Source organism: Vibrio sp. 10N.261.55.A7 (genome assembly GCF_002877365.1).
GTDB lineage: Bacteria > Pseudomonadota > Gammaproteobacteria > Enterobacterales > Vibrionaceae > Vibrio.
The window spans coordinates 40,582-56,391 of record NZ_MCWZ01000028.1 but is presented as its reverse complement, the minus strand read 5'-3'; the positions used below and the strand labels follow the sequence as shown (position 1 = coordinate 56,391).

11 protein-coding genes are annotated in these 15,810 nt (G+C 44.6%); 6 read left to right on the top strand and 5 right to left on the bottom strand.

Annotated features, from left to right (window positions below):
• Positions 1–150: 150 nt before the first annotated feature.
• The 5 genes from BCU12_RS03400 to BCU12_RS03380 are packed head-to-tail and all read right to left on the bottom strand — an operon-like array spanning position 151 to position 7,408.
• Positions 151–1,353 carry a type III PLP-dependent enzyme gene (locus BCU12_RS03400; RefSeq protein ID WP_102402985.1) on the bottom strand — a complete coding sequence of 401 codons (1,203 nt, stop codon included), beginning with the start codon at positions 1,351–1,353 and terminating at the stop codon, positions 151–153.
• Positions 1,346–3,211: an IucA/IucC family protein gene (locus BCU12_RS03395; protein WP_102402984.1), complete on the bottom strand. Its 1,866-nt coding sequence runs from the start codon at positions 3,209–3,211 to the stop codon at positions 1,346–1,348. Before BCU12_RS03395 ends, BCU12_RS03400 begins: the two co-directional genes overlap by 8 nt.
• Entirely contained in the window at positions 3,183–4,382 is a 1,200-nt protein-coding gene (locus tag BCU12_RS03390) for an MFS transporter (protein ID WP_102402983.1), read from the bottom strand. The genes BCU12_RS03395 and BCU12_RS03390 overlap by 29 nt, the downstream gene beginning before the upstream one ends.
• A 6-nt stretch (positions 4,383–4,388) precedes the next feature.
• A complete protein-coding gene (locus BCU12_RS03385) occupies positions 4,389–6,200 on the bottom strand; it encodes an IucA/IucC family protein (RefSeq protein ID WP_102402982.1) in 1,812 nt (603 codons plus the stop codon).
• Complete coding sequence (locus BCU12_RS03380) at positions 6,197–7,408, bottom strand: ATP-grasp domain-containing protein (protein WP_102402981.1); 1,212 nt, start codon at positions 7,406–7,408, stop codon at positions 6,197–6,199. Before BCU12_RS03380 ends, BCU12_RS03385 begins: the two co-directional genes overlap by 4 nt.
• 267 nt (positions 7,409–7,675) lie before the next feature.
• On the opposite strand from BCU12_RS03380, the gene BCU12_RS03375 reads away from it, so the two are divergent.
• The 6 genes from BCU12_RS03375 to fecE all read left to right on the top strand — a co-directional run bounded on the left by BCU12_RS03375 (position 7,676) and on the right by fecE (position 15,745).
• Positions 7,676–9,706 carry a TonB-dependent siderophore receptor gene (locus tag BCU12_RS03375; RefSeq protein ID WP_102402980.1) on the top strand — a complete coding sequence of 677 codons (2,031 nt, stop codon included), beginning with the start codon at positions 7,676–7,678 and terminating at the stop codon, positions 9,704–9,706.
• A 120-nt stretch (positions 9,707–9,826) separates the two neighbouring features.
• The gene (locus tag BCU12_RS03370) at positions 9,827–11,965 is read left to right on the top strand and encodes a TonB-dependent siderophore receptor (protein WP_102402979.1); all 2,139 of its coding nucleotides are present in this window, start codon (positions 9,827–9,829) and stop codon (positions 11,963–11,965) included.
• Between the two features lie 87 nt (positions 11,966–12,052).
• Positions 12,053–12,976, top strand: a complete 924-nt coding sequence (locus BCU12_RS03365) for a Fe(3+) dicitrate ABC transporter substrate-binding protein (RefSeq protein WP_102402978.1) — start codon at positions 12,053–12,055, stop codon at positions 12,974–12,976.
• The gene (locus tag BCU12_RS03360) at positions 12,973–14,007 is read left to right on the top strand and encodes an iron chelate uptake ABC transporter family permease subunit (protein WP_102402977.1); all 1,035 of its coding nucleotides are present in this window, start codon (positions 12,973–12,975) and stop codon (positions 14,005–14,007) included. Before BCU12_RS03365 ends, BCU12_RS03360 begins: the two co-directional genes overlap by 4 nt.
• Positions 14,007–14,978 carry an iron chelate uptake ABC transporter family permease subunit gene (locus BCU12_RS03355; RefSeq protein ID WP_102402976.1) on the top strand — a complete coding sequence of 324 codons (972 nt, stop codon included), beginning with the start codon at positions 14,007–14,009 and terminating at the stop codon, positions 14,976–14,978. The genes BCU12_RS03360 and BCU12_RS03355 overlap by 1 nt, the downstream gene beginning before the upstream one ends.
• A 2-nt stretch (positions 14,979–14,980) precedes the next feature.
• On the top strand, positions 14,981–15,745 hold the full coding sequence (gene fecE / locus BCU12_RS03350; protein ID WP_102402975.1) for a Fe(3+) dicitrate ABC transporter ATP-binding protein FecE: 765 nt from the start codon (positions 14,981–14,983) through the stop codon (positions 15,743–15,745).
• The last annotated feature ends 65 nt before the right edge of the window (positions 15,746–15,810 follow it).

Here is a 15,810-nt window from a genome sequence, read left to right as displayed (position 1 = left end):
ATAAGAATCGATTGTTGTAGATTTGTACTTTCTACCCATAAGGGAAGAGATGAAAAGGGTGGCTCCAATGGTGAACCACCTTTTATTAGAGTCTACTTTCTAATTTCCTCCGACAACGTGTCATTGAAAGACTTCCACCAAAACGTCGGATTAGAAATAGTGGAACGTAGGGGGTTCATGCATCAAGAAGTTCTGATGCGATATATTCCACGCATAAGCGCCTGCCAGAGTGAATACTAGATAGTCACCGATGTCGATGTGTTCAATATTTTGATTTCTAGCGAGCACATCTTTTGGGGTACATAACTGACCGACCAAAGTGGCAGCAGAATGATTAATAGGGTTTGAGATAGATGAAGGCTGTTCGCTATGTACGATCTCAAATGGATGATCATGATCTTGCGCTGAAGGAGTCCGAAAATGATGTGTACCACCACGGGAAATGACAAAATTTTCGCCAAGATTTTGCTTAATATCTAAGACTTCCATAACGTAGTAACCACAAGCTGCTGAGATGTAGCGCCCGCACTCAAAACGAAATTTCCAATCTCCTAGTTGCTCTTCAACTATAAGCTGTTCGAGTTTTTCGCAAAACACGATCCAAGGAAAATGTTGCTGAGGATCTTGGTAATTAATTCCAACACCACCTCCAAGGTTGATAGAAAGCTCACCGAGCGAAAACTTTTTCTGCCATGCTTTAACGACAGTGAAATACCGTTTCATGAGTTTAAGATGGCGTTCAACGTTAAGCTGATGCGACATTAAATGGAAATGAAAACCTTTCAGTTCAATCAACGGGAAGTCTCGTAGAAACATTAAAGCGTCATTGAGATCAATTTCATCCAAACCAAACGGCGTTGGTTTTCCACCCATGGCTAATTTACTCAGCGTGATGTCACCGATGTCGATGTTCATGCGCAGGAAGATTGAAGCGGGTCTATTGAATTTTTGTGTCAAAGTACCAATGCGTTGCAGTTCTGTCAGGCTTTCTACATGAATTGCATCAACATCGAGTTGAATCGCTTGTTCCAATTCACTTGGCAGTTTACCTGGGCCACCAAAGATAAGGGGTTTGTCCAGCTGTTGCTCGTGTAAATGACAAAGCTCCCCACCTGACGCAGCTTCAAAGCCATCAACATAAGGTGCTAATGTGAGCAGTATTGGTGCAGATGGGTTTGCTTTCGCAGCATAAAATAGTTCTACGTTTCTTGGTAGCGCGTTACGCATGTGCTTAATGTGTTGCTCAAGTGAACTGAGATCATAAAGATAAGCGCACAATGGTTCATTTTTCTGCTTAGCCAGTTTCTTTATTTCTTGTTCAATGTGGGTAGGAACTTGTTGTAAATTAGTCATGTAAACCTCCATTGCTTTGCGTCGCCCAAGGTGCAGCGACCTGGGTATAGCCAGATTCTTTATCGGCATTTTGCATTAAACGGGTGGTAAAGTTGTTTTTGCTAGGGAAATACCCACCATTAACGAGTGAAACCAATTCTGGTTGTTTGCCATTAATTGACTGCCAGCGAGAAATGGCGTCTTTCAATGCGTTCCATAATGTTTGCTCTAGCTTTGAGTTTCCTTCCGCAATAAAGAAAATGGCTTCACTGATATTGTTGATGAAGGTGCAATAACCTATACGATTCCAGCCCTGTTCTCGGGTGTAATACACCGATTGGCGTGCACGCTCAGACAGATTTTGCAGTGTTTCTGATGGCCAAAACTCACGTAGCAACTTGGTGCCTTCTAAGTCCCGAATCCAAACACAGCATGGCATTCCTTTTTCAAAACCAATTAATGTATTTTGTAGATGAGGTTCAAACGCGACGCCATGTTTGAAATAGTAGTTAAAGATACCCGGTATCAAACAATGCAAATAACGTTCAAACCACAAAGTGGCGACATGTTGATATTGGCTTTGTGTCGCTTTCGCTTTTTTTCTAAGTTGAGTAGCGATGCAACTGTTTCCGTCTCTGTCGTAAGCAAAAAGCGCTCCTGCTAAAGTCGGTTGTAATATGTCGGTTTCACTTAGAGAGAAATTCTGGCGATATAAAATGCCAAATGATTCACGAGCCTTAATCACATCGACATGTTGATTATTAGCAACGGACTCAAGATTTAAAGTAGTCGCGTAAGGCTCGGTCATTACCTTGAATACTGGATTACGTAACTGCTCACTCTCTTTGATCGGGTGCAGAATTGAAGTTAGCTGAACGGCACTATCGAGCTCATACCAAGCGTTTTTTCGTACACAATTGGTCAAACGTACATTGATAGAGAACTTAGCGAACCATTCCATATCTGGGTGATAGAGAGTGCGTACCGACGAAGTTGGCAAAAGTTTTTCACCATCTAAACCATGCGGGATTATTTTGCCTTGTTCAATAGCTTTTTGGACCACGGGGTTTTTCAGAATGGTGTAACTTTCCCAAGGGTGGCATGGATAAAGTAACATTGTTTTAGAGCGGCTTGCGCTCGGTGCGAGTTTCTCAAGCATCGTTTGCGGTGTATTTCGTTTATCTGAACTGAGTACATCAAATAATGCTGAATTAACCTCAAACCAGTATAGAGGAACCTTAGCTCCTACCTCAGGTGAGCATGCTAACAGATCATCGATGCTGACTCCTGAACGACTCTTCGGTGTCGGATGGAAACTGTGTCCCCAAATTAACGATTGCTCTGATTCGATAAACGTATTGTGATGTTGAGGAGAGACGTCTGAGTTGAGGAACTGTTCGGTGATCAACAAACTGTTCTCCATTTGCTCGACCAATTCGTGATTAAATGGAATGCTCAGCACTTGTTTTAAGTAATTGAGTAAAAGCGTTAGCGTTTTCGTTGAGTCCAGCTTACACCATCCAGCATTAGGCACTTTGGCCCACGGCGCATCACTAAGTTTTACTTTACCCAAATTACTGACGTACTCAACGGGCAAAACGATCAAGCTATTCATTTGAGCTTGATTTTGGTGACGTAGGTGAATAGCCACGCGCTGATTCGCACCATAGTTTCTTTTTATAGTTTGAGGAAGAGACGAAGAACTAAAACACCAATCCACTTGCTTATTGGGTATCGCATATTCTCGTAGATAACAGTTCACAACACCCATAATGGTATTCAGGCTCGCTTTTTCACGGTTGAGCGCTTTTTCGTTGAATCTCAGTCTGTCTTTGTCTTTGTTTAAATTCTCAGTCGGAGATAATTGAATGTTTAACATGTTGATTTCCAAATTTTGAGTGAATGATCAGCGTGGCAACAGTTACGCAACTGACCAATGCAGAAAGTATGAAAGGAACCTCAAGCCAGCCAAAACTTGATATGAAAGAAGCGCTCAGCCCGGCAGCAACACCACCCCATTTAGACATAGCATCAAAACGAGAGAATACTTTACCGCTTTGATGTCGATCGACTTGATTCGCTAACGCCTGATGTAAGCCGTGATAGCAACAAACCATGCCAAGGCCAAACACAATGCGAGCAATAATTAACACCGTCTGAAAGGAAGTGAGGTGCATTAATGCACTGAGTGAAAGCAAGCTGAAGCCTAACCACAATGTACGCTGTGTTTGGTGGCGTTCAATCCAATCTGAGAACAAATGTACTTTCCCAGCAAAGAGTAAATAGACACCATGTGGTAGGGCGTACAAAACGCCAATCCAAGCGTGATTGGACATTCCATATTGCTGTAGAAATGGCGCGAAATAAGGAAATGTCACCACGATAGAGAACGCTAAGCCAAACTGCGCCCCGTACACCCAATATAAGGTGTTCAATGGCTTCGTTTCGTCGCATTGTTTATTAGATGCTTGGCGTTTTACAGAGTGTTTAGATGTCTTAAGTTCATCAACGGGCAGGGTTAATGTAATCGCTAGTGCCACCAAAGGTAAAACTGACAACCAAAGGTATGCATTCAACGGCTCCGTTTCCGATAAGCCCCAACCGAGCCCAATTGGCGCTATGATTAGTGCAAGGCGAGCAGAAAGCTGAGTCTTATTGAGTGATTTACCGAGCGTTTTCGCATCGTTGATTTGGCTTGATAAATAGCTGTTTGAAGCGGCCATTGTGCCGCCAAAGGTTCCTTGAACGATAAGACCAAACACAAACATTGTAAGATTATCGGCTATGCCACATAGTGCGAAGCCTGCTGCAAGCCCGAGTTGAGCTCGCAACAAAGAGCGACGCCTGCCATAACGATCTGCAAATTGCCCCCAAAAACGCGCCGCGACAGCGGTACAAAAAGTGGGGAGAATAAACAATACTCCAGCCCAATCCGTACCAATGTGTGCGCCAATGGTTGGCAATACCATCGGCAAAAACATAGGCATACCCAAGGCTGCAAATGCGGCAATAAAGTGGCACAATAACACACAATAAATGAGTTTGGTCATGATGATTTAACTCACGCTACGCTTGATGTTTTCAAGGTAAGCAGTTTGTGCTTGTTCGCTTGTTAGCAACAAAAAGTTCGGTGCCGACAATCCATAGAACTTATTGATATCGCTTGCGCCAGACGCTTCTTTTGATAGTAAGCTGCCTGAGCTCAATAAGTACTTCGCGTACAAGTTTGGAGAACCAAACAACAGTTCATTTGCAAGATCAGTGTTGAGGCCGTGTTCGTTCAACTGATTAAGCTGCTCCGAAAGGCTATCAGAGACAATCGCATACAACGAAGCTGAAGTGGCTATCCCTTGCGCTGACATTGCATCCACAATCGCTGCAATATCCAATTGTAACGTAATGGTGGTAAACATCTGGCCAAGTGCCAGCTCGTTGTCGACGATGATCCGTTCGTCTATAAGTTGTTCACATGTGACGGGTGAGAGTTTCTCAAACGATTGAAAACGTTCTGGCCAAATACGTGCTGCATCGTTATCTTTCATCGCTAAGGTCATCTTGCCTTGTTGATCGAATGCAATGATGGCGTTTTGTTGATTCGACTCTAAAGCGATTCCGTAACGAATCCACAGCGTAAGATGTACTTTGCACAAAAGGTTAACGTAATCGTTAAACCACTGAAGGGTGTCTTCATCATAATACTGTTCGGCAAGGTGCTCTAAAAACAAGCGTTCATCAGGCATTGGGCTCGCTAAGGCAGCAACAGGTACTAGTGCTTTATCTTGAAAATGATCGATTGTGTATTCACGAACGATGTAAGCGAACGTTTTGTTATCCCCAACGTGGCCCCCATGTTTCTCATTACAATGGAAAAACAGACTATGTAAGTTTTGATCACTTTGTTCCAAATGTGTCAATAATCGTTCAAACCAGTGTCCATCATAAAGAGTGGATGGTTTGATCAAGCGAATATTTTTGGTGCCTAACGAACGCATTATTAGCGGTACTTTGATATGAATATGCGGGGCATGATTCACAACGACTGTGCGTACCGATAGGGTTGGAGTGACATCTAGGTACGAAAGAGGGGCTTCAATAACGCCATCGGGAAGACTTTCAAGACTTCTCAGTGTTAGCGGATGAGTGGGGAACAGCTCATGACTCAGGGAAAAGTCTTCCGGCAAACCCACTTGATTCATCGTCGGCCAACAATCTGGCTTTGGGCTCGTTAGCGTAACGAGCGATTTTTCTATCGCGAGCCAACCAAGTGAAAAGCTTTGTGCAAACTCTGGCGCATATTGTTCGACGTCGCGGTCGCTTAAACCAAACTTTGCACGCGCTGTCGGGTAATAAGGGTGGTCCAGGTATGAAGCGATTTGATCGGCGCGTAAGAGTTTTTGCTCCCAACGGTCTAACGATGAAATCGGCTGCATCAGAGATTCTGAATGTTGGTAGAACGCTCTATCACATAAGTCTTTGTGTTTCTCCGCACATTCGAGTTCTTGCAAATAGCCATCTAACAATGAATGAGAACTTTGGTGCCCAATCGCTTTCAGTAGCTCTATCCAATCACGATAGTGCTGCTGAGCTTCAACAACGCCATTTATCTGGGTGTACCAACCATTACCCACAGAACCATTTTCTTGCCCGTATACCCAGCGTTGCATGTAACAACTCGGAGTGACAGGCAGGTAAAGCGTAAAATCAAAACGAGATAACACAGCCCATATTTGTTCTCGAGAATTAGATGAGATGTTGATTGTATTCGGAAGTTGAGTCGTAAACTGGCTTTGAGAAATCAATCCAAACATATCTTCACGTAAACAGGTATCAATCAAACGTTGAGTGAGATACAAAGCATTGTCGTTCATGCTGTTACCTCACTGATTGACATCAGATCAAAGCTTGATATGGCTTTCTTGAGAGCGGGTTCGAGTGGTTGTCCTGCAGGGGAAGCAATTGAGATACGAGCTAAGTAGTCCTTGTTGGAGAAACTTTGTTGAAAAACATCACCACTGCTTTTAAGCACCTGCTGTTGTGTAACCATGTCTTCATCATGATGGATGAAGGACGTTGAAGTGCCTTCAATCACGCCGCTCTGCTTCGCAACCATGTAATGCACATGAGCGGTACCATTGATACAAAACTTATTGTCTAGTTCGTTACCTAGATGAAGGTTTAAGATAGTACGAAACCATTTATCGCCACTGAGATTATTAAGTAAAAACTCTCGGCCATCACCAATACTTCGGTAGTTGATTTCGACGAGTACAGGACCAGACTCAGTGATGATGAACTCGCTATGACAAACTCCAAACCGCACCCCAAATGCTTGTAGTTGACGCACACACTCCTCACGGTATTTCACGCTGTTCGAGCCATTCCAAGTTGCCGACGTTTCGATGAAATATGGGGGTTCAGAGAGTTCTACATCAAACCCACCGAGTGCAATCAAATTATCACGGTCACCAATAGTTTCCACCGTGATAAGTGGGCCTTGCAAAAACGACTCAACCAATACAGGAGTGGCAGGGTGCTTTTGCCAAAACGCTTCACAATAGCGAGCGAGTTCAGTTTTAGAATTGCATCGCTGCACATCTAAACTAGCAACGCCTTCCTTGGGTTTCGCAACGACAGGAAAACTAAAATCGAACGATTGAGTCGTATCTCTACTTACCAACTCGCTCTGCGTATTGGGCAAGCATTTTTCATTGAGAACTTGGCGAGTTAAGTATTTATCTTTGGCTTTGAGTGTGACTGTCCAATCTTTCGCTGGGACGCCAAAGAATTGAGCACAGATAGCGGTCGAAGTTTGTAGGTGATCGCTATTGCTAAATACTGCTTGAGGTTTTAAATCTTGTTCTGTGATGGCCTCTATTAGCGAAAGGGGGTTAAAGACATCACATTCAAGAATTGTATCTGGGTTAAAGAGTGCGTCATCACTGGCTACCTTTAGATGATTGAGCTTTTGGTCCGTGATCAAAATGACGTTATGACCCATCGCTTTGGCGGTGGGCACGAAACCATGGGTGACTGAATCACTAACAACATGACTGACGATGATAATGGTAGATTTCATGGGACTTTCCTAGTTTTCCAAACGTTGTAATTCCTGCTCACAAGCGTTCTCCAAGTAATCTCTGTCGAGAAATTAGAGCAAAGTGCACTTATAGCTTTGTTTTAATTGGTATTTTTATAATTATTGTTATTGACTATTTTATTATTATATTTGTTGCATAGGGCAGGCTAATATAGAACATAAAATTTATATTGCAAATACAAATGATATTTGTTCTTATTCGCGTCAAGGTGAATTTATAAACTAAAACGGAATTAGGAATAGAACATGAGATTAACACTATCGCCCCTCGCATTCGCTATTGGAGGTGTATTAACTGCCGTAGCAAGTGCATCAAATGCAACGGCTGCAGAACAAACAGCGGTAAACGAAACAATGCAAGTTGTTGGGTATCAGTACGAGGGATATGCCGAGTATATGCCGCAGTCAGGTACAAAGACCGACGTTGAATGGCTCGATGTGCCGCAGTCGGTGTCAGTTGTGACGAAAACTGAAATGCAAGATCGTGGAGCTGTTCGCTTAGTCGACGCACTTGATGGGGTTGCAGGTGTTAACAATACTCTTGGCGAAGGAAGCCGAGACCAATTTGTTATTCGTGGTTTTGACTCACTTAACGACATGTACCGCGATGGTATGCGTGACGATGGTACGCTGCAATCTTACCGAAGTTTGGCCAATATCGAACGTGTAGAGGTGGTTAAAGGTCCCGCAGGCGCACTGTATGGCCGAGGTTCAGCAGGTGGGATCATTAACCTGGTGACCAAGCGTGCTAACGGTGATGATTTTACACATGTCAGCGGCAGTGTAGGCAGTAACAGTCAATATGTAGGCCAGATCGACAGCTCAATGTCGTTTTCCGAAAATGTGAATGGCCGGATTAACTTGGAATATCGCCAAGCCGATTCCTATGTAAACCATATCGATTCGAATGATTTCTTCATTGCACCTACAATTCGTGTCTTGCCTGCCGACGGGCATACTATCGACTTTGATGTTGAATACGCCCATCAAGAATTGGTGCCATACCGTGGTGTTCCATCAAAAAATGGACAGCCTGTTGATGTATCAGAAGCCACTTTCTACGGTGGTACGAACGATTATCAAAAGTCGGATAGCGTCAGACTCGGTGTCAATTACGAGTGGCTATTGAACGAACAATGGAGTTGGACTAACCGTGCCGCTTACACCCATATTGAACTTGAACAGAAGGGAACTCGACAAGGGACGGTGACTGGCGATGAAGTTTCACAAACGGTGAACAACTTCGGTTACGACCCTAGAACCACAACGACATTACAATCTGAGTTAGTTTGGGAAACGGCATCGAATCAAATGCTAATCGGTGCTGATTACAATCAAATCAATATCGACTTAACGTTGGCGGGTGACAAAACAATACCCGCAAAAAATATCTATGATCCTGTCGCAGCCCCAACGCCTGATCCCGGCTTTAAACCGTTTCGAGACAACACCACAACAACGGCTGGCATCTACATTCAAGATGTCTACACCTTGGGTGATCTTTCTTTGATAGGTAACGTACGTTACGACTCAATGAAACTTGAACAGCAAAAAACAGGGGCAGACAAAGAGAACTTAGACGACAACAAAGTCAGTTACAGAACAGGTCTTGTTTACCGCCTTAACGAAGATATGTCGGTCTATGCCAGCCTTGCTCGTTCTTGGCAGTTGCCTTATTCGGGTATTTATATCAATCCGAAATTGGCTGAGTTTTTCCATACTGACCTGAAAGAGATTGGCGCTAAAGCATACTTGTTGGATAACGCATTGATGCTTAATGCGGCCATCTTCCAAATCGATCAAGAGCAGCCTGAAACCAATACAGATGGTGATGTAATAAACAAGATTGAAGCTCGCCATGAGGGGATTGAACTGGAAGCTCGCGGGCAGTTTACAAAAGAATGGGATATCTCTATTGGGTATAGCTACTTAGACGCTAAAGACAAAGAGACAGGTAAGAAACCGAATGATGTGTCTGATCACTTATTCTCACTTTGGAGCACTTACCAGTTCGACGATAACTGGCGTTTGGGTGGCGGTGTGAAATATGTCGGAGACCGTTACTCGGGTAATGATGAAGCTGTCGCGCTTGGCGATTACACCACCGTTGATTTGATGGCAGCGTACACGACAGGTCGTCACAAAATCCAAGCCAATGCCTACAACGTACTGAATGAGAAATACATTCTAGGCGCAACGAATGGCAAATCTGGTTTAAACCAAATTGGTTACGGAGCGCCTGCAGAATTCATGCTTAGCTACGGATACCAACTCTAAGATTTTGGAATCATTCACTCAATAAATGTGAATTACTGGCCTCTTAACGAGGCCATCTATCCCACAAGAACAAAGTAACAAGACAAATGTTGCTCACTGTATACCTTTATAGGACTTCTCATGCTCTACCAGAATTTGGATGGTAAACATCAAACGCAGATACTGAAACATGCGCACTTACGCTTAAGTCTACTTGCTACAGCAATCGCTTCAGTGACCTCCTTCAATACATTCGCTTCCGATGAGCATCAAACAACGACGATGGAAACGGTCGTTGTTACTGCTAGCTTAATTGGTCGTTCAGAAGTGGACGACGTTAAAGAATACCCTGGCGCACGTACAGTTCTCACTAACGAACAAATAAAGAAAACGGGCGCTCTTTCAATCGATTCAGCCTTTCAAAGCGTGCCTGGTATTAAGGTACAAGACGAAACGGGCACTGGCGTATTACCTAACATCTCAGTCAGGGGTTTAAAAGCAAGCCGCAGTGGCCATGCGCAATTTCTAATGGACGGTGTACCGCTTACACTTGCACCTTATGGCCACACAGGGCAATCCATTTTTCCCGCTACGCTATCCATGCTTGACCGAATTGACATCGTTCGAGGCGGCGCTGCCGTGCAGTATGGTCCAAACAACGTAGGTGGTGTCATTAACTTAGTCACAAAGCCAATCCCCAACGCTTGGCAAACAGAAATCAGTAATCGCTTTACTGTATTTGAAGAGGGTAACTCTCCACTTAACGATTTCTACTTGCGCACAGGTGGGTGGTTAACCGATACGTTTGCACTTCAGTTAGAGGGTAACTTCTTAAAAGGTGAAAGTTTCCGAGAACACTCAGATACCGATGTGAAAAACTTTCAGGTTAAGACTCAATGGCTAATGAGCGAAACTCAAGAATTACAAGCGTTCGTTCAACGTTATGATGCCAACACGCAAATGCCTGGTGCTTTGTCTCCCCAAGACTATGAGAATGATCGGTCTCAATCAAAACGACCTTATGACGAATATCAAGGGACGTCGACACGCTGGAGCTTGAAATATATCCAAGATTTGAATATAGCCGACAGCTCAGAATTCGAAGTGCTGACATTTGGTCATCGTTCAGAGCGTTTCTTCCAATGGGGCTTCAATTCTGGTGACGGTCATTGGGCGGATCCATCAATCGCCTCAACGGATGTTCGTACTTCACCACGAGAGTTTACTGTTTATGGCATTGAGCCTAAGTTAGCCATGTATTTTGGTGAAGGAAAGTCCGTTACACAGAACTGGATCGTCGGTGCTCGTTATGTGAATGAGGACATAGACTACAAATTGACTCAAACACAAATAGCAGGCGGAGAAACAAAAACGCCTCGTGATTGGCATTTAGATACCAATGCGTTTGCTGGGTACATCAGTAATGAAATCGGACTGTTTAATGACGTGTTAAAGCTAACGCCTGGTTTACGTTATGAATCCATCGATATGACATTTGACGACCTGGGTAAGTCGCAGAAGACGGACAATAAAGTAACAGAATGGTTGCCAGGGTTAACCGTAGCGTACCACGTAACAGAGCAATGGGTCGGTTACACCAACGCACAGAAATCTTTGCGTGCACCACAAATCGCTTACATTCGAGGCTTAGGTGAAGAGGGCAGTGAGCTTGCATGGAACTACGAGTTGGGCGCACGTTACACCCAAGAAACAACGAGTTTTAACGCCGCTCTCTATCGCATTGATTTTAAAGACCAACTTCAATGGCAAAGTGCAACACAAACCTTCGAAAATATAGGGAAGACACTGCATCAGGGGATTGAACTATCGGCGCGTTATGTTCCGCAAGCCCTCCAGGCATTGAGCTTGGGGGCTGGTTATAACTACTTAGATGCAACCATAGAAGAAGAAGGCGACAACAAGGGTAATCAGCTTCCTTACACTTCTGAGCATCAGCTGAGTTGGGACGCGACCTACGCGTTTACGGGCTTAGACACCACATTGTCTGGTTACTATTTTAGTGATTCATTTTCTGACAATGCGAACACCAGTGAAGAGGATGCAACTGGGGCAAAAGGGAAAGTCCCTGCCTACATGGTTTGGAACTTTAATCTAGGGACTGACCTGTATAAGGATGAGAAGAGCAAGTTACGCATGAACGTAGCGGTAAATAACCTTCTCAACGAGGAATATTACTTCCGCGGTATCGATACTAGCCCAGTTGGGCGTTATCCAGCGCCTGGGCGCTCGTACACGTTGGATCTTAATTATCAATTTTAACGCTCAAGCAACTGAAATTATGCAACAAAACCTGTCACCAATGGTCGTTGGTGACAGCGAACCGTTTTATTTTGAAGGAATATAATGATGAATAACCTTTGTCGAGCACTGTTAACGAACAGATTCGCCACCACCCTTGCCATATTCGCGCTTGGTCTCGTTTCTTTCTCGCTCTCAGCCCAAACAAGAACGATACAAGATGAACAGGGGCAGTTTGAAATTTCTACCACGCCCCAGCGTATCGTCGTATTGGAGTTTTCGTTCGTGGACGCATTAGCTGCCGTTGGTGTTTCACCAGTGGGGGTTGCAGACGATAACGATGCCACACGAGTGATCCCTGCGGTACGAGAACTCGTTCAGCCCTGGGAGTCCGTCGGTATGCGTTCTCAACCTAGTCTAGAAGCCATTGCGGTACTCAAGCCCGATCTGATCATCGCTGATGCAGAACGCCATCGTACGGTCTACGAGGATCTTCAACGAATAGCGCCGACGTTACTGCTGAAAAGTCGCGGGGAAACGTATCAAGAGAACTTACAGTCTTCTCTTAAAATTGGTATTGCTGTAAACCAACAGTCCGCCATGGAGAAACGTATAAAAAAACATCAGGCCGTTATGTCTGAATTTAAGAGCCATTTTTCGATCAAGCAAACCGTTCAGTTCGCCGTTGTGACAGACAAAGGCATGTGGTTACATAGCCCTGCTTCTTATGCTGGTGGTGTACTGACCACACTAGGAATTGCGAGCCCGATAGAGGAACCCACAGAGAAAGCGTACCTACCTACGAGTTTTGAGTATCTTTTAAAGACCAATCCAGACTGGTTACTTCTTGGCGCTTACTCCGATCCAAACGTAATCAATAACTGGCAAGAAACCCCGTTATTTAATGCGCTAACATCGGCAAAACAAGAACAAATTGTGGACGTATCTCCTGAACTTTGGTCGCTCAATCGAGGAATGTTAGCCGCCGAGCAAATGGCCGAGAACCTTGAGAAGATCATAGATCCATCATGAGCACTTTGTTGCTCTCAAAAAACAAACACTGCCTGCCTTTGATTCATTGGCGGGTTGTGTTGTTTATAACGTTGGTGTCGAGTTTAACAATGTCCGGCTACATGGCCTCCATGCTGGGTTGGTCAAACTTTACGATAACGTTCAATGACTTGTTTCAATACTGGTTTTCTTTTGATGAAACGAACATGAACCATCAAATACTCGCGACGTTAAGAGCACCAAGAGCGTATTCTGGGCTACTTATTGGCGCAAGTTTGGCGGTATCTGGCGTACTAATGCAAGGGCTAACAAGAAATCCACTGGCGTCTCCTTCTATACTTGGCATTAACGCTGGTGCTTCCTGCTTTATGGCGTTAGCCGCGGTTGGCGTGCCTCTGGTCAGTGCGATAAATCCAATACTCAATGCCGTTATTGGCGCGATGCTTAGCGGAATGGCTGTGATGCTTCTTGGCGGATTTTTTTCTGAGCGTTCTCATCCTCTTCGTTTGGTTCTTGCTGGTATCGCGATAAGCGCATTACTTATTGGTTTGACACGCGCCGCGTTGATCCTCGCCGATGACATGGCGTACAGTGTACTCCAATGGCTTACTGGATCTCTTTCAAGTGTCGACGCAGAACAGTGGGAACAGCTGTGGCCGCCGATACTAGTTGGTTTAATATTGGCAATGAGCTTGGCACGAAATCTTAATTTGCTGACGCTTGGTGAAGAAGTGGCCGTTGGGTTAGGAATTAATATAAGGCTGACTCGATGGGTGAGTGGGTTAACCATCGTCTTGCTGGCTGGCGCCAGTGTTGCCATCGCTGGGCCTATTGGCTTTGTTGGTTTGTTAGTCCCTCATCTGATTAGGCCGATCGTTGGTCAAAATTACCATTTACTCATACCTATTTCTGCATTGGCAGGTGCGGCATTGGTAGGGTGGTCTGATGCGCTATCAAGGGCGATTGCTTTCCCGACGGAAACACCCGTTGGTGTCATTACAGCGCTACTCGGTACACCTTGCTTTATTCTAATTGCAACGAGGAGATCGTGATGCATCCTCATCTAAAGATGTTCATGTTATTTGGAGTACTAGCAACCGTCTCATCAACCGGACTGTTTGTTGGCGCAGCATCGCTTTCTCCATCACAAGTAATCTCGCACCTCATCGCGTTCTCCAGCGACGATTTTATTGTTTATCAGTATCGGTTACCGCGAATGTTACTCGCCATTAGCGTTGGGGCAGGGTTAGGGCTTTCTGGCATTTTAGTCCAAGGGGTAATTCGAAATCCACTCGCGTCTCCTGACCTTATGGGAATCAGCGCTGGAGCAGGGCTAGCCGCAACAACAAGCTTGGTTTTATTTCCTAACGCACCCGTTTCTATCCTCCCGTTAGCTGCTATGTTGGGAGGATTATTCGCAGCCGGATTGATTTCATTACTCGCATGGTGGTCAAAACCAACACCAGCGAAATTGGCGCTAATTGGTATCGCTGTGAGTGCATTTTTAGCCAGCGGTATCGACTTTTTGCTTGTGACAAATCCTATCGAAATAAACACGGCCATGGTTTGGTTAACGGGCAGCTTATGGGGGCGAAACTGGGATCAAGTGCCACTTATTTGGTGTTCATTACTTATATTGCTACCCGTAGCATTTTGGCTTGCGTGGCGTTTAGATGTATTAGGGCTCGGCGAAGAAAGCGCAACAACTCTAGGCACTAAGCCAAAACAGATTCAAATTTTCGCATTACTTGCCTCAGTATTACTGGCTAGCATCAGTGTTTCAGTGGCTGGAACCATTAGTTTTGTTGGTCTATTGGCGCCGCACTTGGCTCGTTTGTTGTTCGGTCATAATCATAAGTTGCTGATTCCATCGGCGGCGATACTCGGTGCTATCTTGGTGACCTGTGCCGACGCGCTGGCTAGAGGTCTACAACCCCCTATCGAGTTACCCGCCGGGGTGCTTACTTCTGTTATCGGCGCGCCCTATTTCATTTTCCTTCTTTATCGTTATCGAGGTTGGTAACCATGCTTCAAACACAAAACCTTTCCGTAGCGTATGGTAAACAAACAATCATACCAAACCTGTCTGTGTCAATTCCCAAAGGGAAAATAACGGCGCTAATTGGGCCAAATGGATGTGGCAAATCCACGCTGTTAAAAACGCTTGTCAGAATCAACAAACCCTCATCTGGTAAGGTATTATTTAAAGGGAAACCACTGTCAAATTATGGCGACAAAACACTTGCACGTTCGTTGTCTCTGTTACCTCAAATCCTAGTTAACCCGGAAGGCATCACGGTAAGAAAGCTAGTTGAATACGGTCGCTCTCCTTATGTGTCACATTGGGGACGGTTGGGGCAAGAAGACAAAAACATTGTCGAACAAGCAATGCAAGATACTGGTATACTCGCCTATGCCGATAAACCCGTTGAATCTTTATCTGGTGGTCAACGGCAAAGAGCTTGGATCGCGATGGTTATCGCACAAGATACAGATATAGTGCTGCTTGATGAGCCAACAACGTATCTTGATATGTCACACCAAGTCGAACTTATGAACCTGATGCAGCAGATGAATAATAATGGGAAAACGGTCGTGGTGGTGTTGCATGATCTTAACCAAGCATGTCGTTATTGCGATCATCTGATTGTTTTAGACAGAGGATGCAAAGTAACCGAAGGTTCGCCAGACGAAGTCATGACTGAACAGCTACTTAATCGTGTTTTCGACTTGAAAGCGAATGTGTTCCGAGATCCAATCGCCAATACACCTATGTGTGTAGCATTTTAATCTTGCCTCTTTTTATCAAAGCGATGACAAATCGTTTTTCTGACAATAACGAACGTATTTGTCAT

Excerpts from the sequence above, each read along its gene's own strand:
- BCU12_RS03375 (WP_102402980.1), top strand. The coding sequence starts at position 7,676 with ATGAGATTAACACTATCGCCCCTCGCATTCGCTATTGGAGGTGTATTA.
- BCU12_RS03355 (WP_102402976.1), top strand. The coding sequence starts at position 14,007 with ATGCATCCTCATCTAAAGATGTTCATGTTATTTGGAGTACTAGCAACC.
- BCU12_RS03390 (WP_102402983.1), bottom strand. The coding sequence starts at position 4,382 with ATGACCAAACTCATTTATTGTGTGTTATTGTGCCACTTTATTGCCGCA.
- BCU12_RS03380 (WP_102402981.1), bottom strand. The coding sequence starts at position 7,408 with ATGAAATCTACCATTATCATCGTCAGTCATGTTGTTAGTGATTCAGTC.
- BCU12_RS03400 (WP_102402985.1), bottom strand. The coding sequence starts at position 1,353 with ATGACTAATTTACAACAAGTTCCTACCCACATTGAACAAGAAATAAAG.
- BCU12_RS03395 (WP_102402984.1), bottom strand. The coding sequence starts at position 3,211 with ATGTTAAACATTCAATTATCTCCGACTGAGAATTTAAACAAAGACAAA.
- BCU12_RS03370 (WP_102402979.1), top strand. The coding sequence starts at position 9,827 with ATGCTCTACCAGAATTTGGATGGTAAACATCAAACGCAGATACTGAAA.
- fecE (WP_102402975.1), top strand. The coding sequence starts at position 14,981 with ATGCTTCAAACACAAAACCTTTCCGTAGCGTATGGTAAACAAACAATC.
- BCU12_RS03385 (WP_102402982.1), bottom strand. The coding sequence starts at position 6,200 with ATGAACGACAATGCTTTGTATCTCACTCAACGTTTGATTGATACCTGT.
- BCU12_RS03360 (WP_102402977.1), top strand. The coding sequence starts at position 12,973 with ATGAGCACTTTGTTGCTCTCAAAAAACAAACACTGCCTGCCTTTGATT.
- BCU12_RS03365 (WP_102402978.1), top strand. The coding sequence starts at position 12,053 with ATGAATAACCTTTGTCGAGCACTGTTAACGAACAGATTCGCCACCACC.